Origin of the sequence: Edwardsiella sp. EA181011, from assembly GCF_000800725.1 — a bacterium.
GTDB lineage: Bacteria > Pseudomonadota > Gammaproteobacteria > Enterobacterales > Enterobacteriaceae > Edwardsiella > Edwardsiella anguillarum.
Map to the genome: position 1 here is coordinate 3426741 of NZ_CP011364.1, position 26419 is coordinate 3453159.

General features: G+C 56.2%; 24 protein-coding genes and 3 pseudogenes. 16 read left to right on the forward strand and 11 right to left on the reverse strand.

Going from position 1 to position 26419, the window contains the following annotated elements; translation table 11 throughout:
* Positions 1-73: 73 nt before the first annotated feature.
* Positions 74-892 (reverse strand): HMP-PP phosphatase, encoded by an 819-nt coding sequence (gene cof / locus QY76_RS15170; RefSeq protein ID WP_034163656.1) that lies wholly within the window; start codon positions 890-892, stop codon positions 74-76.
* A 100-nt stretch (positions 893-992) separates the two neighbouring features.
* Between cof and QY76_RS15175 the strand changes: the two genes are divergently transcribed.
* Positions 993-2705, forward strand: coding sequence for an SgrR family transcriptional regulator (locus tag QY76_RS15175; protein WP_034163657.1), 1713 nt, complete (start codon positions 993-995; stop codon positions 2703-2705).
* Between the two features lie 52 nt (positions 2706-2757).
* Positions 2758-3447: a 7-cyano-7-deazaguanine synthase QueC gene (gene queC / locus QY76_RS15180; RefSeq protein ID WP_034163658.1), complete on the forward strand. Its 690-nt coding sequence runs from the start codon at positions 2758-2760 to the stop codon at positions 3445-3447.
* Between the two features lie 77 nt (positions 3448-3524).
* Here the strand turns inward: queC and QY76_RS15185 are convergent, their stop codons facing one another.
* From QY76_RS15185 to bolA, 8 genes are all read right to left on the reverse strand, one after another.
* On the reverse strand, positions 3525-3851 hold the full coding sequence (locus tag QY76_RS15185) for a ComEA family DNA-binding protein (protein WP_045426186.1): 327 nt from the start codon (positions 3849-3851) through the stop codon (positions 3525-3527).
* A 141-nt stretch (positions 3852-3992) separates the two neighbouring features.
* Positions 3993-5873 carry a peptidylprolyl isomerase gene (ppiD, locus tag QY76_RS15190; RefSeq protein WP_045426189.1) on the reverse strand — a complete coding sequence of 627 codons (1881 nt, stop codon included), beginning with the start codon at positions 5871-5873 and terminating at the stop codon, positions 3993-3995.
* 284 nt (positions 5874-6157) lie between these two features.
* A complete protein-coding gene (gene hupB / locus QY76_RS18255; RefSeq protein ID WP_071844193.1) occupies positions 6158-6415 on the reverse strand; it encodes a nucleoid-associated protein HU-beta in 258 nt (85 codons plus the stop codon).
* A gap of 231 nt (positions 6416-6646) precedes the next feature.
* A complete protein-coding gene (lon, locus tag QY76_RS15200; RefSeq protein ID WP_045426192.1) occupies positions 6647-9001 on the reverse strand; it encodes an endopeptidase La in 2355 nt (784 codons plus the stop codon).
* A gap of 219 nt (positions 9002-9220) precedes the next feature.
* Positions 9221-10492, reverse strand: coding sequence for an ATP-dependent protease ATP-binding subunit ClpX (gene clpX / locus QY76_RS15205; protein ID WP_034163665.1), 1272 nt, complete (start codon positions 10490-10492; stop codon positions 9221-9223).
* Positions 10493-10674: 182 nt separating this feature from the next.
* Positions 10675-11295: an ATP-dependent Clp endopeptidase proteolytic subunit ClpP gene (gene clpP / locus QY76_RS15210; protein WP_045426196.1), complete on the reverse strand. Its 621-nt coding sequence runs from the start codon at positions 11293-11295 to the stop codon at positions 10675-10677.
* Positions 11296-11521: 226 nt separating this feature from the next.
* Positions 11522-12823, reverse strand: a complete 1302-nt coding sequence (gene tig, locus QY76_RS15215) for a trigger factor (RefSeq protein ID WP_034163667.1) — start codon at positions 12821-12823, stop codon at positions 11522-11524.
* 471 nt (positions 12824-13294) lie between these two features.
* Positions 13295-13621, reverse strand: a complete 327-nt coding sequence (bolA, locus tag QY76_RS15220; RefSeq protein ID WP_012847853.1) for a transcriptional regulator BolA — start codon at positions 13619-13621, stop codon at positions 13295-13297.
* Positions 13622-14039: 418 nt separating this feature from the next.
* Here bolA and QY76_RS15225 point away from each other — a divergent pair, with 418 nt between their 5' ends.
* The 3 genes from QY76_RS15225 to QY76_RS15235 are packed head-to-tail and all read left to right on the forward strand — an operon-like array spanning position 14040 to position 17559.
* Positions 14040-14618, forward strand: a complete 579-nt coding sequence (locus tag QY76_RS15225) for a lipoprotein (RefSeq protein WP_034163815.1) — start codon at positions 14040-14042, stop codon at positions 14616-14618.
* A gap of 43 nt (positions 14619-14661) precedes the next feature.
* Entirely contained in the window at positions 14662-16143 is a 1482-nt protein-coding gene (gene ampG / locus QY76_RS15230; protein WP_045426200.1) for a muropeptide MFS transporter AmpG, read from the forward strand.
* A 36-nt stretch (positions 16144-16179) separates the two neighbouring features.
* Entirely contained in the window at positions 16180-17559 is a 1380-nt protein-coding gene (locus QY76_RS15235; RefSeq protein ID WP_034163669.1) for an MFS transporter, read from the forward strand.
* Between the two features lie 35 nt (positions 17560-17594).
* Here QY76_RS15235 and QY76_RS15240 read toward each other — a convergent pair whose 3' ends face one another.
* Positions 17595-18086 carry a YajQ family cyclic di-GMP-binding protein gene (locus QY76_RS15240; RefSeq protein WP_034163671.1) on the reverse strand — a complete coding sequence of 164 codons (492 nt, stop codon included), beginning with the start codon at positions 18084-18086 and terminating at the stop codon, positions 17595-17597.
* Positions 18087-18255: 169 nt separating this feature from the next.
* Between QY76_RS15240 and panE the strand changes: the two genes are divergently transcribed.
* From panE to QY76_RS18260, 3 genes and pseudogenes are all read left to right on the forward strand, one after another.
* Complete coding sequence (gene panE / locus QY76_RS15245) at positions 18256-19173, forward strand: 2-dehydropantoate 2-reductase (RefSeq protein WP_034163673.1); 918 nt, start codon at positions 18256-18258, stop codon at positions 19171-19173.
* Positions 19133-19720, forward strand: a complete 588-nt coding sequence (yajL, locus tag QY76_RS15250) for a protein deglycase YajL (protein ID WP_045426202.1) — start codon at positions 19133-19135, stop codon at positions 19718-19720. Before panE ends, yajL (QY76_RS15250) begins: the two co-directional genes overlap by 41 nt.
* Before the next feature lie 194 nt (positions 19721-19914).
* Positions 19915-20401 (forward strand): annotated as a pseudogene (locus tag QY76_RS18260) (resolvase); the annotation flags it as partial.
* 5 nt (positions 20402-20406) lie between these two features.
* On the opposite strand, the pseudogene QY76_RS19645 reads toward QY76_RS18260, so the two are convergent.
* Positions 20407-20538 (reverse strand): annotated as a pseudogene (locus tag QY76_RS19645) (DUF6500 family protein); the annotation flags it as partial.
* Positions 20539-20770: 232 nt separating this feature from the next.
* On the opposite strand from QY76_RS19645, the gene QY76_RS18265 reads away from it, so the two are divergent.
* From QY76_RS18265 to yajL (QY76_RS15285), 8 genes and pseudogenes are all read left to right on the forward strand, one after another.
* Complete coding sequence (locus QY76_RS18265; protein WP_071844195.1) at positions 20771-21379, forward strand: thymidylate synthase; 609 nt, start codon at positions 20771-20773, stop codon at positions 21377-21379.
* 56 nt (positions 21380-21435) lie between these two features.
* A complete protein-coding gene (locus tag QY76_RS19115; RefSeq protein WP_200901072.1) occupies positions 21436-21627 on the forward strand; it encodes a hypothetical protein in 192 nt (63 codons plus the stop codon).
* A complete protein-coding gene (locus QY76_RS18270) occupies positions 21617-22174 on the forward strand; it encodes a DUF84 family protein (RefSeq protein WP_071844196.1) in 558 nt (185 codons plus the stop codon). Before QY76_RS19115 ends, QY76_RS18270 begins: the two co-directional genes overlap by 11 nt.
* Positions 22175-22242: 68 nt before the next feature.
* Positions 22243-23532, forward strand: a complete 1290-nt coding sequence (locus QY76_RS15265) for an amidohydrolase family protein (protein WP_049648897.1) — start codon at positions 22243-22245, stop codon at positions 23530-23532.
* Positions 23529-24158, forward strand: a complete 630-nt coding sequence (locus QY76_RS15270; protein WP_034163678.1) for a phosphoribosylglycinamide formyltransferase — start codon at positions 23529-23531, stop codon at positions 24156-24158. The genes QY76_RS15265 and QY76_RS15270 overlap by 4 nt, the downstream gene beginning before the upstream one ends.
* On the forward strand, positions 24139-25347 hold the full coding sequence (locus tag QY76_RS15275) for an MFS transporter (protein ID WP_045426204.1): 1209 nt from the start codon (positions 24139-24141) through the stop codon (positions 25345-25347). Before QY76_RS15270 ends, QY76_RS15275 begins: the two co-directional genes overlap by 20 nt.
* A 165-nt stretch (positions 25348-25512) precedes the next feature.
* Positions 25513-25716, forward strand: a pseudogene (locus tag QY76_RS15280) (ketopantoate reductase C-terminal domain-containing protein); the annotation flags it as partial.
* A complete protein-coding gene (yajL, locus tag QY76_RS15285) occupies positions 25676-26278 on the forward strand; it encodes a protein deglycase YajL (RefSeq protein ID WP_045426209.1) in 603 nt (200 codons plus the stop codon). The pseudogene QY76_RS15280 and the gene yajL (QY76_RS15285), both read left to right, overlap by 41 nt.
* Positions 26279-26419 lie beyond the last annotated feature (141 nt).

The following is a 26419-nucleotide window of genomic DNA, read 5'->3' on the forward strand; positions in this document are numbered from 1 at the left end:
CGTAGCGCAGGCAAAGATAAAAAGAAAACCGGGCGCGCGCAGTCAAACACGCAGCCCGGCTGGCTGAATAGCCTCAGTGATTCGGGGGAATAGTGAGGTGAGATTGCGTTAGCCAAAGAGAAAGCTGTTGCGCCACCGCCTGCTGGCGACAGTCGCCGATCACCCGCAGGTGCGGCAAGGCCTGCCGAAGCTGCGTCAGCGCGTTACCCATGATGAACCCCTGACCGACCATACCAAGCATCTCCCGATCGTTCATCGCGTCGCCGAACGCCATACATTCATCCAGACCAATATTCAGACGCTCGCACAGGGCCGCCAGCGCGCTGCCCTTGTTGCTGCCCGGCGGGATCACCTCCAGCGAGTCATGACCCGAGAAGCAGAGATCGACGGCGCGGCCGAAGTGGGCGCGCAGACGCTGCTGCAGCGACAGTAGACGTTCATGACGATCGATAAAGCACACCTTGCTGACGCCGTAGGCCGGCAGACGACGCAGATCCGTCAGGCGGTAGGCAAAGCCATCGGCCCGGTGGGGCGCCAGCAGTTCGGGGCAGTCGCTGGCCGTCAGCCAGCCATCGTCGCGAAACAGATGCAGCGAGGCGGTATCGCTCCAGTCGGCGTGCATCAGTTCATAGGCCACCTCCGGCGCCAGATCCTGGCTGAACAGCAGCTGGCCGTCGTGGTCATGCACCCGGGTGCCGTTGCCGGTGATCAGGTGTCCCCGCAGCCCCAGGCGGCGAGTCATGCGGCTGACCTCTAAAAAATGACGCCCGGTAGCAAAGGTGAGCACGACTCGCTGCTGCGCCAGGCGCTGCAGGGTATCCAACGTCTCCGCACCGATGCAGTGATCCGGCATCAGCAGGGTGCCGTCCATATCAAACGCTGCCAAACGCATATCGCCTCCGTTTGTGACCGCTACTGCATGAGCGACAGTATCGCGTGGCATTTACGGAACTAATAGTGAACAATTAGAAAAAAGAGTTCAGGATTTCTTAATGCGCCTGCTGCAACGCCTTAATCAATATCAACGCCTGTACCAGTTTTCCGGCGATGCGCCGGTGTCGGCCACCGTCGCCGAGCTGGCCGCCATTATTTGCTGCAGCGATCGCCACGTGCGGACCCTGCTAGGCCAGCTGCAGGAGGCCGGATGGATCCGCTGGCAGGCCAGCGCCGGGCGCGGGCGGCGCGGCAGCCTGCGCTGCCTGCTTCCGGTATCGCAGCTGCGCCGCCAGCTGATGGAGCACCTGCTGCGCGAGGGCAACCATCAGGGCGCCCTGCGGCTGGCGGCCCGCGATCCTGCCCAGCTGACCCCCTATCTGCAGCCTCATCTCGGCGGCCAGTGGCAGGCCGAGCTGCCCACCCTGCGCATTCCTTACTACCGCCCGCTGGAGCCCATCCAGCCCCTGCGGCTGAGCGGACGCGCCGAGCAGCACCTGGCACACACCCTGCACGCCGGCCTGACGCGATTCGTTCCCGGCAACGCCGCGCCGCAGCCAGATCTGGCCCACCACTGGCAGATCAGCGACGACGGCCTGTGCTGGCAATTTTTACTGCACAGCGATCTGCGCTGGCACCACGGCCAACCGATTGGCGCCGGGCAGCTTCTGGAGACGCTGCGCGCCCTCTGTGCCCATCCCCTGGCCGGCGCCCTGCTGGCCAGCGTCGCCGCCATCGACCGCCCCCATCCGCTGTGCCTACGCTTTACCCTGCATCATCCCGACTACTGGCTCGCGCACCGGCTGGCCAACCTGCTGTGCCTGCTGCCCCATCCGCAACAGCCCGATATCGGCGCGGGGCCATTCCGTCTGGTCAGCGCCAGTCCAACCCTGCTGCGCCTAGAGCAGTATGAGAGCTACCATCTACGGCGGCCCTATCTGCACGCCATCGAATACTGGATCACCGCCGGGGCCGATACGGCGCCCCCCTCCTGCCAGAGGGCGGTCAGAATACAGATAGGGCAAGATGAGGGAACCCAGGACACCCGACGTCTAAAAAGCAGCACCAGCCTGGGCTTTGGCTACATGGCCATCAACCTGCGTCAGGGGCGCATCTCTCCGCGCCAGGCGCGCGGCCTGCTCGGCCTGATGCGCGAGGAGCAGACCTTCAGCGCCCTGTCGCAGGAGGAGGGGATCACCTTGCGCTGCGAGGAGCTGCTGCCCGGCTGGACGATCCCGGCGTTTACCGAGCCGCCCGGCCCGCTGCCGCCCCGCCTGACGCTTCTCAGCTACCCGGCGTCAGCCTTACATCAGCTGGCGCGCCGGCTACAGATCCGCCTGGCCGCCTGCGGCTGCGACCTCACGCTGCAGCTCGTCAGCGGAAAACGCTGGAGTGATGATGCTCAGCTGGCTCAGGCAGACATTATCCTGGGGGACAAGCGCATCGGCGAATCGCCCGGCGCCACCCTGGATAACTGGCCGCGCACCGACCGACTGTGGCAGGCGATCCTCCCGCCCAACGCCTATACGGATACGCTGGCGCGCCTCAATCTCCAGCGGCAGGCCAGCGCTGAGGCACAGCGGTTGGCTGCGCTGCGTCAGCTGTACGGCGCGCTGATGGCGCAGGGATATATGGCGCCGCTGTTCAACTATCGCTATCAGGTCAGCGTTCCGCCCCGGGTCAACGGCATCGTATTGACCGCACACGGCTGGTTCGACTTTTCTCAGGCCTGGGTGCCGGCGCCGGAAGCAGGCTGTTCATCGCCGGACTGAGCGGCTACCATACGGACGATATTTTCTTTTAGCGCACAATTGAGGTTATTGCATGAAACGCGCCGTAGTAGTTTTCAGTGGCGGTCAGGACTCGACCACCTGCCTGATCCAGGCCTTGCACCGCTATGATGATGTCCACTGCATCACCTTTGACTACGGGCAGCGCCACCGCGCCGAGATCGACGTGGCTCGCCGGCTGGCCGAGCAGCTGGGCGCCAGCGCCCACAAGGTGTTGAACGTCGGCCTGCTCAACGAGCTGGCCATCAGCAGCCTGACGCGGGACAACATCCCCGTGCCAACCCAAAGCGAGGGCGGCATTCCCAATACCTTCGTCCCCGGCCGCAACGTGCTGTTTCTGACCCTGGCGGCGATCTATGCCTATCAGGTTGAGGCGGAGGCCGTGATCACCGGCGTCTGTGAAACGGACTTCTCCGGTTATCCGGACTGTCGGGATCAGTTTGTACAGGCGCTGAATCACGCCGTCTGCCTGGGTATGGCGCGCGATATTCGCTTCGAAACGCCGCTGATGTGGCTCAACAAAGCCGAGACCTGGGCGCTGGCCGACTACTATGGTCAGCTGGCGCGGGTGCGCCACGACACCCTGACCTGCTACAACGGCATTCAGGGCGATGGCTGCGGCCACTGCGCCGCCTGCCACCTGCGCGCCCACGGCCTGCAGCAGTATCTTGCCGATCCGGCGGCAGTGATGGCCGCGCTGAAGCACAAGAGCGGGCTGCAGTAACGCCCCCTTGCTCTGTCCTGCGCCAAACGCAGGGGCTACGCGGCACCGCCGAACGCCGGCGCGGTGCCGCACTATCGCTAGAGTGCCAGACGCGCTCGGTTCTTCTCCAGCAGCGCTGCGCCGATCCCCTTCACCTGCAGCAGCTGCTCCAGACGGGAAAACGCGCCGTGCTGTTCACGAAAGGCGACGATCGCCCGGGCCTTCTCCAGGCCGATGCCGCTGAGCCCCTCAGACAGCGCCTGCGCCGACGCCTGATTGATATTCACCTGTCCACGCTCGGCGCGCGCTGCGCCCCCGCCGCTGTGCGTGACGGGGCCCGCGGGCGGTGCAGCGGCCGGCGCCGCGGGGAAAAAGAGTAACGCGATCCAGAGCGGGGAGGATAACAGCAAAGTTAACGGATTCATGGCAGGGCTCCTTAGGGATGAGGATATCGACCCTTACGATGCCCCTCGGCGAGGGATCCGGCAAAGGCGGAGCGTGCAATATGCAAAAGGCCGCGAATGCGGCCTTTTGTTGTTACATCATCTTACCTACGTCGATGGGAATTACTGCACATCTGCCGCCGCGCCCAGCTTGATCTTGGCGTTGGCGCGCAGGTTATCCATCAGGGCATCGAAGGTGATCCCTGTCTCACCGGTGAGCATCTGAGAGGCGAATGCCTTCATTTGCTCCGCCGACAGATGGCCCGCCGTCACGGCGTTCAGACGAATCAGCTCAATGTTGTCATGACGGTCCGTCGACAGCCCGTACACCGGCTTATCGGTCTGCGGATGCGGCATGGCGAAGACTGTATCCGTCAGCTGACGATCCTCAGAAGCGCGGGTCAGCGTCTGCTCGGCGCCAAAGTTCAGGCCGGCAGCCTTCAGCGCTGCCTCGCCCTTGCCTGCCTGCAGCGCGGCCAGCAGCTTCTCACCCTCGCTGCGCGCCTGGGCAATCGCCTTCTGACGCTTCAGCAGCTCCGTCACCTGATCGCGTACCTCTGCAAACGGTTTAACCGCCTCCGGCTTGTGCTCGCTGACGCGCAGTACAAAGGCGCGATCGCCCTCGACGCTGATCACGTCAGAGTTACTGCCCGGCGTGCCGTTTTCCCCAAACAGGGAGCCGTCGAAGATAGCCTGAACCACCGGTTTAAAATCAAGCGCCTGCGGTACGCTATCGCGGGCAAACCAGCCGGTCTCCGTCGCTTTCACCCCGGCGGCGTCTTCGGCCCCGGCCAGCGAATCATTGTCGTTGCTCGCCGCATCGCTCACCTTCTGCTGCAGCGCATAGAAGGCATCCAGCGCCTTCTGCTGCTTCACTTTGTCGGCGATCTCTGCACGCACCTCAGACAGCGGCTTCACCACCGCGGGCTGCATATCGTTGAGACGCACGATCAGGTAGCCCACGCTGGAGGCGATCGGCGCAGAGACATCGCCTTTATGGCTCAGCTTAGCCGCGCGGATCTCATCTGGCGTGGTTTCCGGCTCCAGCCAACCCAGCTCACCGCCGTTTTTACGGGAGATAATATCGGTAGACTTCTCCTTGGCCAGGGTCGCGAAGTCAGCGCCGTTGGCCAGTTGAGCGGCGATGGCCTTCGCCTCCGCCTCGGTCTTCACCTGGATAACGCTGTAGTCACTGCGCGCCGGCTGGCTAAAGCTGCCTTTATGCTGATCGTAATAGGCGCCAATCTCCGCATCGCTGACCGTCATCTTGTCGTTGATGGCCGCGGCATCCATTTCGATATAGCGAACCTTGACCGCCTCTGGGGCGATAAAGCTGCTCTGATGCTGCTGATAATAGCCCTGCAGCTCCGCGTCGCTGACCTGCTGCTGCGGCATCAGCTTGCTGATATCGATGGTTGCCAGGCTGACCTGACGCTGCTGCATGGTTAGCGCCGCCAGGGCGTCGACCTCCACCGGCAGGGTAAAGCCGGTGGCGGTGAAACCCTGGATCAGCTGCTGGGTCACCAGCTGCTGACGCATCAGCTGCGCGTAGGTGTCCGGGCTCAGGCCCAGACGCGCCACCATATCCAGATACTTAGCGTTATCAAAGTGATTGTCAGTCTGGAAATAGGGCATCGCGCGGATCGCTTCTTTTACCTGCGCATCGCTGATCGCCAGATTAAGCTTTTTGGCATACTGATCGAGCAGCACATCATCGATCATGCGAGAAAGCACCTGCTTACGCAGCTCTTTCATATACCCTTCGTTTCCTGCCAGCACGGAGAACTGATCGCCCAGCTGCTGCTGCAGGCGGCTACGCTCATTCTGCACCGCCTGTTCGAGCTGGGCCCGACCGATCTCTTGGCCATCCACCTTGGCCGCGTAGTCGCCGGAGCCGCCGATCAGATAATTACCTACCCCGGTCAGCACAAACGAGATGATGATCAGAGCCAGGATAACCTTGAGCACGACGTGATTGGCGGCCGCGCGTAAATTGTCCATCATAGTGTGGCAACACTCCGCTGTGATTGTTGGTAATACGTTGTGACTCCGCTTTGTTCCAGGCCATAGCCCGTATACGCACAGCACACGATATAGATTAACGGCTTCAGGCTGCCCCGGCGGACGATCGCACCGCCGCGTCCAGGGAAGGCAGTTGCCCGCCATAAAAAAAGCGCATCAGCATGATGCGCCTTGTATTTTACCTTAGCTATGCCATGGCGTCAGTCGATTGTTTGCGATTTATGGAAATCATCGCCCACCGACGCCCGGCGCAGCGCGCCATAGGCTTAGTTGACGGCGTCTTTCAGCGCTTTGCCCGCGCGGAAACCCGGAACTTTCGCGGCAGGAATATCAATCTCCTTGCCCGTCTGCGGATTACGGCCAGTACGGGCAGCACGTTCGCGGACGTCAAAAGTACCAAAACCGACCAGCGCGACGGCGTCACCTTCCTGCAGGCTTTCGGTCACGGATGCAATGAACGCATCCAGCGCGCGACCGGCTGCCGCTTTGGAAATATCTGCACCCTCAGCAATCTTGTCGATCAGTTATGACTTATTCACTCTATCATCCCCTTTAGAAATCTCGCCGTACAGGAAACCGTTCTCCCTACCGTACGGCTGCGCAGCTGTTATATCAGGCCTGTCGCTGTCCGGCAAGGCGCTTCACGGGCGCTTGCTACGGCCGACAGGGCTCTACGTTAGCCGGACAAAAAAAGGCTGGCAAGCCCGAAGTGCGCTGCCAGCCGATGTTTTATCAACGTATTTTGCGATATATCACTATTTCGCCGTCACCACGTCCATCCCAAACGGGGAATTCTGCAGCGCCAGGGCCAAAACCTCGTCGATCCACTTCACCGGATGAATGTCGAGATCGCGTAAAACGTTCTCCGGCATCTCCTCCAGATCGCGCTTGTTGTCGTCCGGGATCAGCACGGTCTTGATCCCACCGCGGTGGGCCGCCAGCAGCTTCTCCTTCAGCCCACCGATCGGCAGCACCTGGCCACGCAGCGTGATCTCCCCGGTCATCGCCACGTCGGCGCGCACCGGATTACCGGTCAGACAGGAGACCAGCGCCGTACACATGGCAATACCGGCGCTCGGGCCATCTTTCGGGGTCGCCCCCTCCGGTACGTGCACGTGGATATCGCGCTTCTCGTAGAAGTCCGGGTTGATCCCCAGCTTGTCGGCGCGCGCGCGCACCACGGTCAGCGCCGCCTGAATCGACTCCTGCATTACCTCACCCAGCGAACCGGTATAGGTCAGTTTCCCCTTACCCGGGACACAGGCGGTTTCAATGGTCAGCAGATCGCCGCCGACCTCGGTCCAGGCCAGGCCGGTGACCTGGCCCACGCGGTTTTCGCTGTCGGCGCGGCCATAGTCGAAGCGCTGAACGCCCAGATAATCCTTCAGGTTATCGCCGTTGATCTCAATATGGCGCAGCGACTTGTCCAGCAGCAGCTGCTTCACCGCCTTACGGCACAGCTTGGAGATTTCACGCTCCAGCGCACGCACCCCGGCTTCGCGGGTGTAATAGCGAATGATCCCGACGATGGCGCTATCGTCCACCGTTAGCTCGCCTTTCTTCAGCGCATTACGCTCAATCTGCTTCGGCAGCAGGTGCTGACGGGCAATGTTAAGCTTCTCGTCCTCGGTATAGCCGGACAGGCGAATCACCTCCATGCGATCCAGCAGCGGCGCCGGAATATTCATGGAGTTAGAGGTGGCGACGAACATCACATCGGACAGATCGTAGTCCACTTCCAGATAGTGATCGTTAAAGGCGACGTTCTGCTCCGGATCCAGAACCTCCAGCAGCGCCGAGGCCGGATCGCCGCGCATGTCAGAGGACATCTTATCGATTTCATCTAACAGGAACAGCGGGTTACGAACCCCCACCTTGGCCATCTTCTGGATCAGTTTACCCGGCATGGAGCCGATGTAGGTCCGACGGTGACCGCGGATCTCCGCCTCGTCGCGCACCCCACCCAGCGCCATGCGCACATACTGGCGTCCGGTCGCCCGGGCGATAGACTGCCCCAGCGAGGTTTTACCCACCCCCGGCGGTCCCACCAGGCACAGGATCGGCCCTTTAATTTTGCTGACCCGGCTCTGTACCGCCAGGTATTCCAGGATGCGATCCTTGACCCGCTCCAGACCATAGTGGTCGGCATCGAGCGTCTCCTGCGCTTTGCGCAGATCTTTTTTCACCTTGCTGCGAGCGTGCCACGGAACCTGCACAATCCAGTCGATATAGCTGCGCACCACGGTCGCTTCCGCCGACATCGGTGACATCATCTTCAGCTTCTGCAGCTCGGACTCCGCCTTCTCGCGCGCCTCTTTCGGCATCTTGGCGGCTTCGATCTTGCGCTTCAGGGCCTCAAACTCATCCGGCGCGTCATCCATTTCGCCGAGCTCTTTCTGAATCGCCTTCATCTGCTCGTTCAGATAGTACTCGCGCTGGCTCTTCTCCATCTGCTTCTTCACCCGATTACGGATGCGTTTCTCCACCTGCAGCAGATCGATCTCGGACTCCATCATCGCCATCAGGTATTCCAGACGCTCCGCCACGTCGGACATCTCCAGCACCGTCTGCTTATCGTTCAGCTTCAGCGGCATATGGGCGGCAATGGTATCGGCCAGACGGGCGGCGTCGTCGATGCTGTTCAGCGACGTCAGCACCTCCGGCGGAATTTTTTTGTTCAGCTTGATATAGCCTTCAAACTGATTGATGGCGGTGCGGACCAAAACCTCCTGTTCGCGCTCATCCATCTCCGGCGTATCCAGGTACTCGGCCTGGGCTGCAAAGTGTTCGCCGCCGTCAGACAGCGTGGTAATGCGCGCGCGCTGGATCCCTTCCACCAGCACTTTTACCGTGCCATCGGGCAGCTTCAGCATCTGCAGGATGGAGGCGACCGTACCGACCGTAAACAGATCGTTGATCCCCGGCTCATCGGTCGAGGCCTCTTTCTGCGCCACCAGCAGGATCTTCTTGTCGTGATCCATTGCGGCTTCCAGGCACCGGATCGATTTTTCCCGGCCTACAAACAACGGAATCACCATGTGCGGATAAACCACCACATCGCGCAGCGGCAATACGGGGATTTCTATGCGTTCGGAACGCTCAGGATTCATAGAGCTCTCTCTTTGTTTAGCTTCCGCCAGGTTATGGAGAAACAGCGCCGCACAACGGACAATGGCTGCTTCGCCAGAGGATTATCTGAGTATATGGGGATACATTTGCGGGATTCAACGCTGTGGCCCGCGGAAAAAAAATGGGGGATGCTATCCCCCATTTTACCCCGTCTCCCGTCGCGCCGTCGGCGGCCTAGGCGCGACGGCGGCAACGGTGAGTTACTCGCCGGAGGCCTGCGCCTCTGGCTGACCATAGATCAGCATCGGCTTGCTCTGGCCATCGATAACGTTCTCATCAACTACCACTTTCTCCACGTTCTCCATGGAGGGCAGATCGTACATCGTGTCGAGCAGCGTCCCCTCAACGATAGAGCGCAGCCCGCGCGCACCGGTCTTACGCGCCATGGCCTTCTTGGCGATAGCGGTCAGGGCCTCGTCACGGAACTCCAGCTCGACCCCCTCCAGACCGAACAGCGCCTGATACTGCTTGGTCAGAGCGTTTTTCGGCTCTTTCAGGATCTGGATCAGCGCCGCTTCATCCAGCTCTTTCAGAGTGGCGACCACCGGCAGACGGCCGATAAACTCCGGGATCAGGCCAAACTTGATCAGGTCCTCTGGCTCTACCTGTCCCAGCAGCTCGCTTTCGCTGGCCTTGTCCGCCTTCCCTTTTACCTTGGCACCAAAGCCGATGCCGGTGCCGGTATTCACGCGCTGACCGATCACTTTATCCAGGCCGGCAAAGGCACCGCCGCAGATAAACAGAATCTTGGAGGTATCTACCTGCAGGAACTCCTGCTGCGGGTGCTTGCGCCCGCCCTGGGGCGGTACCGCGGCGACCGTACCTTCGATCAGCTTCAGCAGCGCCTGCTGTACCCCTTCGCCGGACACGTCGCGGGTGATCGACGGGTTGTCTGACTTACGGGAGATCTTATCGATCTCATCGATATACACGATGCCACGCTGGGCCTTCTGTACATCGTAATCACACTTCTGCAGCAGCTTCTGAATGATGTTCTCAACGTCTTCACCGACATAGCCGGCTTCCGTCAGCGTCGTGGCATCGGCCATCGTGAACGGCACATCCAGCAGACGTGCCAGCGTTTCCGCCAGCAGGGTCTTGCCGCTGCCCGTCGGGCCAATCAGCAGGATGTTGCTCTTGCCCAGCTCGACGCCGTTGCTGGAGTCGCCGTTGCGCAGGCGCTTGTAGTGGTTGTATACCGCCACCGCCAACACCTTCTTCGCCTGCTCCTGACCGATGACATAGTCATCCAGATGATGACGGATCTCATGGGGCGTCGGCAGCGCGCTGCGCTCACGGTGCGGCGTTACGTCTTTAATCTCTTCGCGAATAATGTCATTGCACAAATCGACACATTCGTCGCAGATATACACTGACGGCCCGGCGATCAGCTTACGAACTTCATGCTGGCTTTTGCCGCAAAAAGAGCAGTACAGCAGCTTGCCTGAACTGTCTTTGCGCTTATCTGTCATCAGTAAACCTCTTTCATTTAATAGCTGTCCCGCCAACGGCGGGCGTACGTCCCATCAATGCATGTAGGGTCCGCGCGGTTCACAGCGATATCCGAACGAAAGCGCCCGTGGGCGCTTTGCATCACTATAGTATATCGGCGAATGGCCAGACAGGCAGCATGAGGGTCGGTTCGCCGCACAAATCAGGCGCGCTGGGTCAGTACGGCGTCAACCAGACCGTACTCCACCGCGTCCTGTGCAGACATGAAACGATCGCGCTCGGTGTCGCGCTCAATAACCTCAATCGGCTGTCCGGAGTGCTTGGCCATCAGGGTATTCATGCGCGCCTTGATGCTGAGGATCTCTTTAGCATGGATCTCAATATCGGTCGCCTGCCCCTGGAAGCCGCCCAGCGGCTGATGGATCATCACCCGAGAGTTGGGCAGGCAGAAACGTTTGCCCTGCGCGCCGGCCGCCAACAGGAATGAGCCCATTGAACAGGCCTGTCCCATACAGATGGTGCTGACATCCGGTTTAATAAACTGCATGGTGTCATAGATGGACATCCCGGCGGTGATCACCCCACCCGGTGAGTTGATATATAATTGGATGTCTTTTTCCGGGTTTTCTGCTTCCAGGAACAGCATCTGGGCCACGATCAGGTTGGCCATATGGTCCTCGACCTGCCCTGTCAGAAAGATAATGCGTTCTTTGAGCAGACGGGAAAAAATATCGTATGAACGCTCGCCGCGCGAAGTCTGCTCAACAACCATGGGCACCAACGCCATGTGCGGTGCTAACTCACGCTGGTCACTGTATGACATTAACCGTCTCCTATAGAAATCTCTTCAGCAGTGGTACGTTTTGATTCTACTTGAGATAGGCCGGATTGACTATGCGCAATCCAGCTCTCCCCTGCCGTCCCTGCACATCAGGCAGACAGTATGTAAACGATCTGGGGGCGGATGAGATAAAATAAAGCCGCCGCATAAAAAAAACCTTCGCCCGGGGACGAAGGTTTTCATACTCACGAACCTAATGGCCTGGGGCTTACGCCTGCGGCTGGTTCATCAGTTCGTTGAAGGTGGTCGCTTTTTCGCTGACTTTAGCCTGGGACAGCAGGGCTTCAACCGCCTGCTCTTCCAGCGCCATGTTGCGCATGTTGTTCATCAGCTCTTTGTTCTTGCTGTAGAACTCGATCACTTCCTGCGGATCTTCATAGGCGGAAGCCATCTCTTCGATCAGCGCATTAACGCGGGCATCATCGGCTTTCAGCTCGTTCTTGCTGATCACTTCGCCCAGCAGCAGACCCACGATAACGCGACGCTTCGCCTGCTCTTCGAACAGTTCGCGCGGCAGCTCCATCGCCTGCTGCTCGTTACCGCCGAAGCGCTGTGCAGCCTGGCGGCGCAGCACGTCGATTTCGCCGTCGACCAGCGCAGCCGGAACGTCAATTTCGTTCGCCTGAACCAGACCGTCCAGAACCTGCGCCTTGATGCGGTTACGCACGGCGTTTTTCAGCTCACGGGTCATGTTCTTGCGCACTTCGGCCTTCAGGCCATCCAGAGAACCATCGGCAACGCCAAAGCGCTTGATGAACTCAGCGGTCATCTCCGGCAGCTCGCGCTCTTCGACTTTCTTCAGCACGATGTCGAACTTAGCCGCTTTACCCTTCAGGTTTTCAGCGTGATAGTCTTCCGGGAAGGTAACATCGATAGCGAATTCTTCGCCGGCTTTGTGACCCAGAATACCGTCTTCGAAGCCCGGGATCATGCGGCCCTGGCCCATGGCCAGGACAAAGTCAGTCGCCTTGCCGCCTTCGAAGGCTTCGCCGTCGATAGAACCGGTGAAGTCGATGGTCGCACGATCTTCCGCGCCCACTTCGCCCTCTTTGGCGACCCAGGAAGCCTGCTGCTTACGCAGGGTTTCGATCATCGCATCTACGTCAGCGTCGTTGACATCAACCTGCGGTTTCTCAACCACGATGGTGTCCAGACCCTTCAGTTCGATCTCCGGGTAAACCTCGAACTCTACCGCATAGGCAAAGTCGTCACCCAGTTTGTATTCGCCCGGTACATACTTCGGCGCACCGACCGGGTTCAGTTTTTCTTTGATGATCGCGTCGACGAAATTACGCTGCATCAGATCGCCCAGCACGTCCTGACGTACAGATGCGCCATAACGCTGAGCGACGATGTTCATCGGCACTTTACCCTTACGGAAACCGTCAATGCGTGCCTTCTTGGCAACATTACGCAGTTCGCTCTCTACTGCTTTTTCGATGCTATCAGCAGTAACAGTAATATTTACGCGACGACCCAGGCCTTCGGTGGTTTCAACAGAAACTTGCATCTTATACCTCAAAAAATCACAGTGCTCGGTCAACGCCAGAAGCCGTTCTCTGCATCATGCCTGAGAGCCGCAACTTACTCTGAAGCGGGATGACGCAAGACGTAACCCCGTCGCTTTTCAAGCCGTATCGCCGCTGGCTTCCCCGCGCCCTCCCGGCCACCTACCTCAGTAGGTTTCAGAGAGTCCACTGCGTCGCCGCGCCAATGCAACCCGAAGCGCATCGGGTGTATACCGCATTCCCTGTTTTCAGAAGCGTCCCGAATACCATTCCGGAAAAATAGACGCGACATTATAGCGATGCGCGCACTGGGAGTCGAGAACCGCCGGGATTAAGTCACGCGGCGCCTCACATTTTCGCACCGGGCTATCCCGTCCGACTCGACACAGGGTATAAAAAAGATGGCCCGCAGGCCATCTTCTTCTTCGTGTGCTCGCCGATGCCATCCCCCCGCCCGGCAGAGAGTGCGTCCCTCAGGCCAGACGTGCGCTGCCGCTGCCCACGCCGCGGCACACCGGGGAGGCCAGCACCGTATCCTGTAACCCCGCCCACTCTTTACGGGTATAGGTATGCAGCGCCAGGGCGTGTACCCCATCGGCCATCTCGTCCGCCAGCGCGCCATAAATCGCACGGTGGCGCGACAGGAAACGCTCGCCCTGGAAGCGATCGCTGACCATCACCACCTTAAAGTGGGTCTCCGAGCCGGCCGGAACATTATGCCGGTAGCTCTCGTCCACAACATCCAGATAGACCGGCTCAAAGGCCGCCCGCAGTTTGGCTTCTATCTGCTCTCTCATCATACGACATCCCCTTATCCGGCAACGGCAGTGGTACATGACACGCTAACGCGTCGGGAGCACATCGCGGCGACAGGCGCAGTACCTGCATCCGATATACCCGCCCTTCGCGGGGCTAAACGGTATACCTTTCCCGCCTCCTACCCTAAAGCGTAGCCGCTTTTTACCATTCTATGCACTCCCGCCTGTAATTTAACGTTACGTATAATCTGCTTTCAACCCTAAATAAATCCTTATAATCAATGCGGTAAAAACGATATCTTCGCTACGACCGGCGCTCGCCACGCCGCGCCGCGAAAATCCCCCGTCGCAGGCCTCCCGCCTCTGCAGGGGCAATGATATGATATGAAAATCTGTGCCCGGCACAGTGGACACTATGCCTGTTATCACTCAACACCAGACAATGGCTATCACAATGACGATGCTAAAAAAATTCTTTATTCCTCTGCTGGCGCTCATCGCCCTGGCCGGCTGTGCCAGCCACAGCACCACCCTGAATATCAATCCGCAGATGGCGCTGCCGCAGCAGGATCCGACGCTGCAGGGGATCACTATCAGCATCAATGGCGCCGACATGCGTCAGGACAAAGCGCTAGCCAAGGTAAACCGCGACGGCCAGCTGGTCACCCTGACGGCACAGCGCGATCTGCGCTTCCTGCTGCAGGAGATCCTGGAGAAGCAGATGACCGCCCGCGGCTATATGATCGGGGCGAACGGCGCCGTGGATCTGCAGATCGTGGTTAACCGTCTGTATGCCGACGTCAGCGAAGGCAACCTGCGCTACAGCATCACCACCCACGCCGATGTCTCCATCATCGCCACCGCGCGCAACGGCAGTAAACTGGTGAAGACCTACCGCGCCAGCTATAACGAACAGGGCGCCTTTACCGCCAGCAATGGCAAGATCGCCAACGCCGTCAACAATGCGTTGAGCGACATTGTCAGCAATATGGCCCAGGACAGCAGCATCAGCGACTTTATCAAAGCCAACGCCCGTTAACCCCTGACACCGGTGCGCCGTGGCGCACCGGCAAATACCGACTATGCCAACAGCCTATTTAGCCATTTTCACCCAACGCCGCAGCGCCGTTTTATTGCTGCTCGGCTTCGCATCGGGACTGCCGCTGGCCTTGACCTCCGGCACCCTGCAGGCGTGGATGACCGTCGCCGGCGTCGACCTGAAAACCATCGGTTTCTTCTCTCTGGTCGGCCAGGCCTACGTCTTTAAATTTCTCTGGTCGCCGTTGATGGATCGCTACACGCCGCCGCTGCTTGGGCGACGCCGGGGCTGGCTGTTGCTGAGCCAGGTACTGCTGCTGATCGCCATCTTCAGCATGGGCCTGCTCAATCCGGAGCGGCACCTGTGGTGGCTGGCCGCGCTGGCGGTCACGGTCGCATTCTGCTCCGCGTCACAGGATATTGTCTTCGACGCCTACAAAACCGATCTGCTCAGCGCGGAGGAGCGCGGCGCGGGGGCGGCCATCTCCGTGTTCGGCTACCGTCTGGCGATGCTGGTATCCGGGGGGCTAGCGCTGTGGCTGGCCGATCGCTATCTGGGCTGGCAGGCCACCTACTGGCTGATGGCGGCCCTGATGCTGATCGGCATCGCCGCCACCCTGATGGCGCCGGAGCCGCAGGCCGATGTCCCGCCGCCGCGCACGCTGGAGCAGGCGGTGCTGGCGCCGCTGCGCGACTTTTTCCTGCGCGACAACGCCTGGCTGATCCTGCTGCTGATCGTGATGTATAAAATGGGCGACGCCTTCGCCGGCAGCCTGAGCACCACCTTTCTGATCCGCGGCGTCGGCTTCGACGCCGGCGAGGTCGGATTGGTCAACAAGACCCTGGGACTCTTGGCCACCATCGTCGGCGCCCTGTGGGGTGGGGTGTTGATGCAGCGCCTGTCGCTGTTCCGCGCCCTGATGCTGTTCGGTATTCTGCAGGGGGTCTCCAACTTCGGCTACTGGCTGCTGGCCGTCACGGATAAGAGCCTGCTGACCATGGGCGGCGCCATCTTCCTGGAGAATCTGTGCGGCGGCATGGGCACCGCGGCGTTTGTCGCCCTGCTGATGACCCTGTGCAACCGGGCCTTCTCCGCGACCCAGTTCGCCCTGCTCTCCGCGCTCTCCGCCGTCGGGCGGGTCTACGTCGGCCCCATCGCCGGCTGGTTCGTTGAGCTGCACGGCTGGCCGCTGTTCTACCTGTTCTCCGTCATCGCCGCCCTGCCGGGGCTGGCGCTGCTGCTGCTGTGCCGCCGCACCCTGGAGTACGCCCAGGAGACCGGGCGCTTTCGTCCGCGCCACGCCTCTCCACTGGCCTACCGCCGTGCGCTGCGCCTGCTGCTCTCCGGCGTCCTGCTGATCGGCGTCTGGCTGCTGCTCCTGCTGGCGCAATACCTGTACGATCCCGCGCTGCGCATCCCGTCTGAACCGCTGTTTACGCTGGGGCTCACCCTGTGCGTCTCAGGCATCCTGTGGGGAGCCTGGCTCGACTACCGCGCCCAATCCCTGCCCGCACCGCGGTGCTAAACCACGGGAAAATCCCCATACCGACTTGAGGTTGTAATGAATGACTTTCGCATGACGTCAGACGAGCGTAAGGCCACCTGGGGATTGGGCACCGTCTTCTCCCTGCGTATGCTGGGTATGTTTATGGTGCTGCCGGTGCTCACAACCTATGGTATGTCCCTCAGCGGCGCCAGCGAGACCCTGATAGGCCTGGCCATCGGGATCTACGGTATCACCCAGGCGCTATTCCAGATCCCCTTTGGCATCATTTCCGATCGGATAGGCCGTAAGCCGCTGATCGTCGCCGGGCTGCTGATCTTTGCCTGCGGCAGCGCCGTCGCCGCTATGACCGATTCCATCTGGGGCGTCATCCTCGGGCGCGCGCTGCAGGGCGCCGGCGCCATCGCCGCGGCGCTGATGGCGCTGCTCTCCGATCTGACCCGCGAGCAAAACAGAACCAAGGCCATGGCCTTCATCGGGGTCAGCTTTGGCGTCACCTTTGCCATCGCGATGGTCGCCGGGCCGCTGATTACCCACGCGCTGGGCCTTTCTGGGCTGTTCGGCCTGATCACCCTGCTGGCGCTGCTCGGCATCGCCATTACCCTGTACCTGATCCCCACGCCGACCAGCCACCTGCTCAACCGCGACGCCAGCATGGTCCGCGGCGCCTTCGGCAGCGTGCTGATACGTCCGGCCCTGCTGCGCCTCAACGCCGGCATCATGTGCGTACACATTGTGCTGATGTCCAGCTTTATCGCGCTGCCACCGCTGATGGAGCAGGCGGGGCTGGCGCGCGATGAGCAGTGGAAAGTCTATCTGTGCACCATGCTGATCGCCTTTATCACCATGGTGCCTTTTATCGTCTACGCGGAAAAACAGCGGCGGATGAAGCAGGTTTTTCAGCTGTGCATCGTGCTGATGATCGCCGCCGAGGTGGTGCTGTGGTACGCCGGGCTACATCTGTGGGGCATTATTCTGGGTATTCAGCTATTTTTCTTCGCCTTTAACATGATGGAAGCGCTGCTGCCTTCGCTGATCAGCAAGGAGTCGCCGCCGGGCTACAAGGGAACGGCGATGGGGATCTACTCCACCTGCCAGTTTATCGGCGTCGCCATCGGCGGTATTCTCGGCGGGATCGTCTACGCCCGCGGCGGGGCCGAAGCCATCTTTACCGGCTGTGCGGTGCTGGCGGTGATATGGTTTGTGATCAGTCTGACCATGAAGGAGCCGCCCTACGTCAGCAGCCTGCGTATCGTGCTGCCGCCGGCGCTGACGGCCGGGGCCGCGCTGGCCAGCCAGCTGCGCCAGCAGCCGGGGGTGAACGACGTCATGCTGATCGCCGATGAGCATACCGCCTACATCAAGATCGACAGCCAGGTGACCAGCCGCGAGGCGCTGGAAACGTTCCTGCAGCGCGCCGCAGAACCGGGAGAGTAACCCCCGGGGGCAGGCCAGAGCCTGCCCCGCCGGGATCAGTCGCGGAAGTTGTTAAACTGGAACGGCTGGCCCAGATCGGCGCCGCGCACCAGCGCCATCGCCCCCTGTAGATCGTCGCGTGACTTACCGGTGACGCGCAGCTGTTCGCCCTGAATCTGCGTCTGCACCTTCAGCTTGCTGTCTTTAATCAGCTTCACCAGCTTCTTCGCCATGGCGCTGTCGATGCCCTTCTGCAGCTTCGCCTCTACGCTGTAAAGCTTACCGCTGTGCTCACACTCCTCCGGGATCTCCAGCGCACCGGCCTCAATGCCGCGCTTGACCAGCTTCTCGCGTAGAATATCGATCAGCTGCTTCACCTGAAAGTCAGAGATGGTGGTGAGCTTGATGGTTTCATTCTTTTCATTCAGCTCAATGCTGGCCTCCACATTACGAAAATCCCAGCGTGACGCCAGCTCACGCGTGGCGTTTTCTACGGCGTTGCGGACTTCCTGCAGATCCACTTCGGATACGATATCGAATGACGGCATGCTACTTCTCCTCTCGCTATAATGCCGTGCATGATAACGGCTCAGCGCCATGATGCAAGATCGCCGGGCCGCCGCCGCTCACGGCGACGGGACACCGGCCGGCATAAAAGTTTATACTGTACGGGGTAACATGCGTTTTCGGCGCGCACGGAAATGCCGTGGAGGTGTAATGAAGATAACCGTTCTGGGCTGTGGCGCTCTGGGCAAACTGTGGCTGTCAGCACTGGCGCGGCGCGGACACCAGGTTCAGGGCTGGCTACGGCTTCCCCAGCCGGACTGCAGCGTCCACCTGATCACGCCGCAGGGGCTAACCTACCAGCGCCAGCTTCCGGCCAATGACCCCGAGCTGCTGGCGCACAGCGATCTGCTACTGGTGACCCTGAAAGCCTGGCAAATCGCCAACGCCCTACCGCCGCTGCTGCCCCGACTCTCCCCGCACTGTACCCTGCTGCTGCTGCACAACGGCATGGGGGCGCTCGGTGAACTGCGGGCGCCCCCCCGCCAGCCCCTGCTGCAGGGAAGCACGACGCACGCCGCACGCCGCGATGGACATACCGTCTGGCACGTCGCCGGGGGAATCACCCATATCGGCCCGCTCAATGAGGCGGGGCAATCCTGCAGCGCGCTGGCCGACACCCTGCACCGGGCCCTACCCGACGTGGCCTGGCACGACAATATTCAGCCCGCGCTGTGGAATAAGCTGGCGATAAACTGCGTGATTAATCCGCTCAGCGTGCTCTATGGCTGCCATAACGGCGCGCTGGCCCACCATCAGGATCACATTCACGCCCTGATCGCTGAGATCGCCGAGGTGATGGAGGCCGAGGGCTATCGCACCACCCAGGAGACCCTGCACAGCTATGTGATGCAGGTGATTAACCTGACCGCCGATAACCACTCCTCGATGCTGCAGGACGTTCAGGCCCAACGCCATACCGAGATCGACTACATCACCGGCTACCTGATCCGCTGTGGCCGCAGCCACGGTCTGGCGCTGCCGGAAAACCGTCAGCTTTTTGATTTAATTAAACGGAAGGAACAAACCTATGAGCGTATCGGCCTTGGTGTGTCTGGCACCTGGCAGTGAAGAGACCGAAGCGGTCACCACCATCGATCTGCTGGTGCGCGCCGGTATCCGGGTCGTCAGCGCCAGCGCGGCGCCGGACGGCAACCGGGAGATCGTCTGCTCGCGCGGCGTACGCCTGCTGGCGGATACCACGATGGTCCAGGTGGCCGATGAGCCCTTCGATGCCCTGATCCTGCCCGGTGGACTGGCCGGTGCCGAGTGCCTGCGCGATAGCGATCTGGTGATCGAGAAGATCCGCCAGATGCACCTGGAGGGGCGTCTTATCGCCGCCATCTGCGCTGCCCCAGCGCTGATCCTACAGCACCACAACCTGTTTCCCATCGCCAATATGACCGGTTATCCGGGCATGAAATCCCAGATCCCCGCAGAGAAATGGATGGATAAGCGGGCCTACTATGACGAGCGGGTACGCCTGCTGACCAGCCAGGGACCGGGCACCAGTATCGATTTTGCGCTGAAGATTATTGATATTCTGCTGGGCAGAGAGAAAGCGGCCGCGGTGGCGGCACAGCTGGTCATCGCCGCCGGCATCCACGACTACCACTAACCCGCCCTCCAGGCTCTCCACCACACGGGGAGCCGCTGCGTCGCGGGGCAATACCCCACCTAAAATAGAATCCATCTGGCAAAAATATAAGCCTTAACCATGTATGCAGTTTTTATAAATTCATCATACTCTCTAGGCGATCACAAATATTTACTTCCCCCATCAGTAAGGGCTCCGTTTACCAAATGAAGTCCTTACTGATAGACAGTCACCACAATGATATTTTGCTGGTCAAGCAGATAGACCGCCTGATCCGTCTCAGCAACAGCGACTGGATGACGCTGAAAAAGCGGATAGAACAACATGAACTGCGGATTGTCAGCTTGGATTTCCCCACCTCATGGCAGGCACTTTCAGATAAAACCCCTTCGCAGGCCGACCCGATCACCCATGCCGTTGATAACCGCCATCAATAACATGCTTATCGACCTGATGGCCGCAATGCCACATAAAAACTGGCTGAGCCACCGCCAGCCGCAGAAACAGGGAATTGAACGGGCGCATACATTGGGAAAATATCGGGGTAAACAGGCCGATCAGAAGCGACATCAGAAAGATCCTGTACTACCACAGATGAAGAACCTGAGTATCAGTGAAACAGCAGATGCCACGGACTACAGCCTCTCACAGATATATCGAATTCAGGCACTATATCGAGAAAATCAATCAGAAGCGGAGTGACTGATCTATACAAGAGCTATGATTTTTCTGGCTTTCTTAAAGTGCTCCAGTTTCATTTCCATGGTCCACCATTAGGCTGCGTCCATGAGTAATTCCAGGTCATTATTCTTGTTGGCAAAGAAAATATAAAATATTAATCTTAGCGTACAATAATTTTCGATATCCAAACTGACCCCTGTATAGACAATAAGGAGCCGGCAATACTAAATATATCTCAGGTCAATATATTTTATTTTACTATTTGATGAGGTTATTAATTAAGTAAAGAGACTTCAATACTTAAAATTTTAATTAAAAAGATATGGACAACAAAAAGATAGACGTTATTCTGAACGAGTAACATGTGTTTTTCTTGGTAAAGGATGCATCATGAAAAGTAATTCTATAATCTCTGGTAATCAATTCCATACAATTGCAGCAGATTCCGTAGATGAACTTGTCAAAAGTGGCATATATCATATTCTTTCAAAAGGAGAATTAATTTCTTCACGTGCTGGTGATGCGCAGCAGGCATACGGTGTAAACTATTTATTAAAGCAACCAATGAATAGACTTCATACCGCCAGACTTGGGGCTATCAGGTATCTGGCTAGAGAGTTTGTCGCGTACTTTCAGGGAAGTTTGAAAGCTGAAGATGGGCTGGCGAAAGCATCAAAATTCTGGATGAGCCTGACCGATGAGAATGGTAATGTAAATTCAAACCATGGATATTATTTATTTTATGAGCCGGTGCAAGATCATGGAAACCAATATAACTGGGTTAAACATGTTCTCATGGCCAACAGAGATACCCGCCGAGCCATTATAAATATAAATCAGAGCTACCATAAATCTGATACAAAAGATTTCCCCTGTACCATTGGCATACAGTTCTATATAAAAAACAATACCCTTCACTGTGAAACCACATCCCGAAGCACCGATGTTATTACTGGGCTACCTTATGACATGGGATTTTTTCCTTTATACATGAGTTGATGTGGAAAGATTTATGTCAGAGTGGAATGACGGATCTAGACTTAGGTACAACTGTAATGAAAACAACCTTCACTCAGATATACAACAAAACCCTGCAAAAAGCTCATGAGGTAATCGAAAATAAGATAGTAGATAAATACCAGGAAAGAATGCCATTGATTGACTCAGCAAAAGATACGCTTTCTGATATTTTAAATGAAAAGAATAATACATCTGTTATTAAATGGGTGAGGTCACATGCAGAATAAATACCCTGTTATTGCTTTATGCTCTGAAAACAGTGCAAAAATAAAAGCAACCAAAGAAATATGCAGTTTGGCGTTTAGTAATTTCTCGTTAGGATGTTATACCGTATCCTCCGATGTGAGTGAAACACCAGATTCAGACGAAGAAGCATTGGTTGGTTGCCATAGGCGTATCGAAAATTTTCAAGCTGGATTTGGTCGTGAGGTTGATTTAATCATCGCTCTTGAGGGACTCACGGAAACGACCCCATTTGGAACATTTCTGTATGGTTGGGCCGTGTTGAAACATGTTGCAAGCGGAAAAATGTTTTATGGTTGCAGCGGAAAAATCATGCTGCCAGATGACGTTGCCAATGGCCTATCACGCAACATGAAACTTTCTGATTTAGTACTGGAAAAGTTTGTATCAGTATCACGGGAAGATCTGGAGCGACTGGGAACCAACGGAGTCCTTAGTGACGGGATGTATACTCGCTCAGATGAATTTAATACTGCACTGCGATGTGCGCTGGGTTCTATGATTGCAAAACAAAATTCAATGAATTTATAAATATAGGCGCCAAATTTAGTTAATATAGCTATTGGGTGCAATTCTATACCATCAGCAGGAGTTAATTTGTGAAACGGAAGACTCTTTTCAAAGGAATAAAATATCTCGATTCTGTCACCATGTTACTCATAAGTGGTGATATCTATATTGTGGACGGGATAATCATCGAAACAGGAAAAAACATTTCAGTAAGTAACGATGTTACTGTCATTGAGTCAGAGCACCTTATTGCGTTTCCAGGCCTTGTTAACGCCCACATTCACCCCAGTAAAGAAATTTATGGTAGCATTCTTGATGCATCACCAATTGATATAGTTCTGGATTCTGTTCACAGAAATAACAAAATAGAAACTCCAGAAGGTCAATATATTGCTGCGCTAAAGGCTCTTACTTCTGGGATCCAAAAGGGCGTAACAACTTTCGGCTTGTTCACAAGTCGTGCAGATGATGATATTAAGGCTGCTAAATTTATAGGATGCCGTTGTGTAGTGAATTTTTGCCAGAGTAATACTTGGGTTGGAAAAGGGCATAGTCCTCAAAATAGTTCTGTAGAGACTGCACTTGATAAGTTTGATTCAGCTCTCTCGTTATATCAGGATTTATTAATTTCCATTACTCCAGCCACGGCATCCGAGTTGTCAGCAGATGATCAACTTCTTCTAGAGTTGCATCAAATAGCGAAAAAGAATAATACTAGATTCATCCTACATGTTCATGAAGGGAAAATTCAGGTCGAACTTCATATTCATAAGTATGGAAAGAGCGGTATTCAACGGTTAGCTGACTTGAATATACTTGATCAAAGCACAACTCTTGTACATTGCTGCCATCTTTCAGAGAAAGATATCAGTCTGCTTAAAGAAGCCCAGTCCAATATAATTCATTGTCCCGTTAGTAATAGTTTTGTTGGCGCAGGTACGCTACCACTTGCTGAACTGATGAATAACCTGAATATCGGATTAGGAACCGACGCTGCAATGGTAAATCCAGGCAACAACCTTACATTTGATGCGATGTTTGCATTATATCACCATGGAGACGCTGATTTTAATAAAAAAATAACAGCAACAAAAGCGCTTCATTTTCTAACCGAAGGTGGAGCAAAAACACTGGGGCTGGATAATGTTGGAAAAATAAAAAGTAATTACAAAGCTGATTTAATTTTTTTTGAAAAATCAAAAATTGATACTGACTACATTAACACTCCTGTTTCGTTGCTCAAGTTATTAAACAATGAAAATCCTTCCTACGTGTTAATCGATGGTAATGAAATTATTATCGATGGACAATTTGCCAAGAACAGCACTATAGAAAATGATGCGAAATTCAAAACTCTAAGAGAGCGAGTTAAATTATGAAAAAAGTAGCATTTCTATTTTCAGGACGAGGTAGTTTGATTCAGTCTGTTATCAATGCCGTGGACAAAAGTCGAATAACTGCGGAACTGAGTGTTATTATAACAAATAATATAGAGTTTACCTCATCTTCTAACCCTCTTTTTTTGGGGCGTAAGGTGAATATGGTAAATCATAAAGATTTCAGTTCACGCAGTGCATTTGATGAGCATATTGCAGGCATCTTACGTGCTAACCAGATAGATTTAGTTATTCTTGGAGGTTTTAGGCGAATTTTTACGAGGGAATTTGCTATGGAATTTGGTTCAATCACCATGAATACACACCCTTCTTTACTTCCTGCACTACCAGGAGATAAGGCTCAACAAAAATCTCTAGATATGGGACTACGCATTACCGGGGCTACTTTGCATTTTATTAATGAGGAAGTGGATGCAGGACCTATTATAGATCAAGAACCCGTCAGGATCTACAATGGTATGACAGAAAATGACCTACGCCAGGCTATCATTGAGGTTGAGCAAAAGATGATTTATCGTGCAATTCTATCTTTTTTGGATGGAAACTTAATGATATCCGGAAATAAGATAATATATAAGGATTACATGAATGTACAAAATCCAGAATAACTTAATTGCCGCAACATTGGTGGCCAGCATTCTTTTTCTTGTTATAATTAGTCTAGGGTTATCGCTGGCCATTCTTCCGCTATATGTCAACAAAATTGCTGGTTATTCAGCATTCTATGTTGGTTTAGTTATTGCTACAGAATCTATCGCCACTCTCTTTTCTCGCGCTTTTGCTGGACGCTATTCCGATAACCATGGCCCGAGAAAAGGTATGACGCTGGGTCTCTCATTAACGGTTTCGGCGGGGCTGATTTGCTGGCTGACATTCATTTTACTTCCTCCTTCCCAAGCAGCGTATAGCGTAATTCTGCTTTCCCGTGTCTTTATGGGGATTGGTGAAAGTCTTATTTTTACTTGTAGTGGAACTTGGCCAATCGGACTAGTAGGAAAATCTCATGCAGGCAAGATCATGTCCTGGGTAGGTATCGCCATGTTCCTGGGACTTGCCATAGGCAATTTCGTAGGCACTTGGTCTTATAGCCATTCAGGTCTGAATATATCTGCGCTAATTATGACTTTATTACCTCTTCTTGGTTTTATTGTTGTCATGTTAGTTAAGCCGGTCGCCGTCTCTCCGACAGCAAATCATGTCTCTCTTGGCTACGCCGTCAAACGTGTATGGAAAGCAGGATCCGGTTTCTCTCTGGCTAACATCGGATATGCATCTATCACTGGCTTCCTAGTCCTGCTATTTATGCAAAACAACTGGGGAGAACAAGCTGCAATTGCCATCTCACTTTTTGGCGTGGGCTACGTTCTTTCAAGACTTACGCTGGGATGGAAAGCTGATAGTTCCGGGCTTGGAATGACCATCTTTTCTCTTTGTGTCGAGGCTACGGGGTTGTTTCTAATCAGTATGGCATTTACTCCCTGGGTAGCAATGCTGGGTTCTTTCTTAACAGGCTTCGGATTATCCATGGTATACCCACTGTTAGCATTACCAGCCATAAAGAGTATGCCTGATGAAAATATTGGACTCGCTCTCAGCACTTATGAATCTTGTTTCGACATTGGTATCCTCATATCAGGTTTGATAGGCGGGATGATTGTTTCGATCTTTGGTTACCCGGCAATATTCATGTTTGCCTTCTGTTGCTGTCTACTCGCACTATATTCAGCAGTTCTGGCTTATCGCCAACTGGATTCCGCGCAGTCCAAGACACAAGCTAGCTCTCCCCCTTCAACATAACCCGCCTTGCGGCACCTGTAACAGGTGCCGTGTTCAAAAACTTTCCTGTTTAAAAATCAACCTTAACGTACAATATTTTCCGTTTCCCAAACGGATCCCTTCCGGCGCAAATTCTCCCATCTGCACGGTTGCGAGCCCAGCCATTTACATTAAGGCATGTCCCTGACCCGCGACAACCACTCCTCGATGCTGCAGGACGTTCAGGCCCAACGCCATACCGAGATCGACTACATCACCGGCTACCTGATCCGCTGTGGCCGCAGCCACGGTCTGGCACTGCCGGAAAACCGTCAGCTTTTTGATTTAATTAAACGGAAGGAACAAACCTATGAGCGTATCGGCCTTGGTGTGTCTGGCACCTGGCAGTGAAGAGACCGAAGCGGTCACCACCATCGATCTGCTGGTGCGCGCCGGTATCCGGGTCGTCAGCGCCAGCGCGGCGCCGGACGGCAACCGGGAGATCGTCTGCTCGCGCGGCGTACACCTGCTGGCGGATACCACGCTGGTCCAGGTGGCCGATGAGCCCTTCGATGCCCTGATCCTGCCCGGTGGACTGGCCGGTGGACTGGCCGGTGCCGAGTGCCTGCGCGATAGCGATCTGGTGATCGAGAAGATCCGCCAGATGCACCTAGAGGGGCGCCTTATCGCCGCCATCTGCGCTGCCCCAGCGCTGATCTTACAGCACCACAACCTGTTTCCCATCGCCAATATGACCGGTTATCCGGGCATGAAATCCCAGATCCCCGCAGAGAAATGGATGGATAAGCGGGCCTACTATGACGAGCGGGTACGCCTGCTGACCAGCCAGGGACCGGGCACCAGTATCGATTTTGCGCTGAAGATCATCGACATTCTGCTGGGCAGAGAGAAAGCGGCCGCCATCGCGGCGCAGCTGGTCACCGCCGCCGGCATCCACGACTACCAACGCTAACCGTACAGACGCTCCCCGCCAGTTCGGGGAGCTGCAGAGGCTGCACTCAATACCCTAGGAAAAATGGACAGAAGCGAGGAAAATATACTCCCCGTCTATGTATGCGTTTTTTGTTAATTCATCATACGCCCTGACCGATCA

Bases quoted from the DNA above. Each gene is read 5' to 3' on its own strand.
- cof (WP_034163656.1), bottom strand. From the start codon at position 892: ATGCGTTTGGCAGCGTTTGATATGGACGGCACCCTGCTGATGCCGGAT.
- QY76_RS15175 (WP_034163657.1), top strand. From the start codon at position 993: ATGCGCCTGCTGCAACGCCTTAATCAATATCAACGCCTGTACCAGTTT.
- queC (WP_034163658.1), top strand. From the start codon at position 2,758: ATGAAACGCGCCGTAGTAGTTTTCAGTGGCGGTCAGGACTCGACCACC.
- QY76_RS15185 (WP_045426186.1), bottom strand. From the start codon at position 3,851: ATGAATCCGTTAACTTTGCTGTTATCCTCCCCGCTCTGGATCGCGTTA.
- ppiD (WP_045426189.1), bottom strand. From the start codon at position 5,873: ATGATGGACAATTTACGCGCGGCCGCCAATCACGTCGTGCTCAAGGTT.
- lon (WP_045426192.1), bottom strand. From the start codon at position 9,001: ATGAATCCTGAGCGTTCCGAACGCATAGAAATCCCCGTATTGCCGCTG.
- clpX (WP_034163665.1), bottom strand. From the start codon at position 10,492: ATGACAGATAAGCGCAAAGACAGTTCAGGCAAGCTGCTGTACTGCTCT.
- clpP (WP_045426196.1), bottom strand. From the start codon at position 11,295: ATGTCATACAGTGACCAGCGTGAGTTAGCACCGCACATGGCGTTGGTG.
- tig (WP_034163667.1), bottom strand. From the start codon at position 12,823: ATGCAAGTTTCTGTTGAAACCACCGAAGGCCTGGGTCGTCGCGTAAAT.
- bolA (WP_012847853.1), bottom strand. From the start codon at position 13,621: ATGATGAGAGAGCAGATAGAAGCCAAACTGCGGGCGGCCTTTGAGCCG.
- QY76_RS15225 (WP_034163815.1), top strand. From the start codon at position 14,040: ATGCTAAAAAAATTCTTTATTCCTCTGCTGGCGCTCATCGCCCTGGCC.
- ampG (WP_045426200.1), top strand. From the start codon at position 14,662: ATGCCAACAGCCTATTTAGCCATTTTCACCCAACGCCGCAGCGCCGTT.
- QY76_RS15235 (WP_034163669.1), top strand. From the start codon at position 16,180: ATGAATGACTTTCGCATGACGTCAGACGAGCGTAAGGCCACCTGGGGA.
- QY76_RS15240 (WP_034163671.1), bottom strand. From the start codon at position 18,086: ATGCCGTCATTCGATATCGTATCCGAAGTGGATCTGCAGGAAGTCCGC.
- panE (WP_034163673.1), top strand. From the start codon at position 18,256: ATGAAGATAACCGTTCTGGGCTGTGGCGCTCTGGGCAAACTGTGGCTG.
- yajL (WP_045426202.1), top strand. From the start codon at position 19,133: ATGAGCGTATCGGCCTTGGTGTGTCTGGCACCTGGCAGTGAAGAGACC.
- QY76_RS18265 (WP_071844195.1), top strand. From the start codon at position 20,771: ATGAAAAGTAATTCTATAATCTCTGGTAATCAATTCCATACAATTGCA.
- QY76_RS19115 (WP_200901072.1), top strand. From the start codon at position 21,436: ATGAAAACAACCTTCACTCAGATATACAACAAAACCCTGCAAAAAGCT.
- QY76_RS18270 (WP_071844196.1), top strand. From the start codon at position 21,617: ATGCAGAATAAATACCCTGTTATTGCTTTATGCTCTGAAAACAGTGCA.
- QY76_RS15270 (WP_034163678.1), top strand. From the start codon at position 23,529: ATGAAAAAAGTAGCATTTCTATTTTCAGGACGAGGTAGTTTGATTCAG.
- QY76_RS15275 (WP_045426204.1), top strand. From the start codon at position 24,139: ATGTACAAAATCCAGAATAACTTAATTGCCGCAACATTGGTGGCCAGC.
- yajL (WP_045426209.1), top strand. From the start codon at position 25,676: ATGAGCGTATCGGCCTTGGTGTGTCTGGCACCTGGCAGTGAAGAGACC.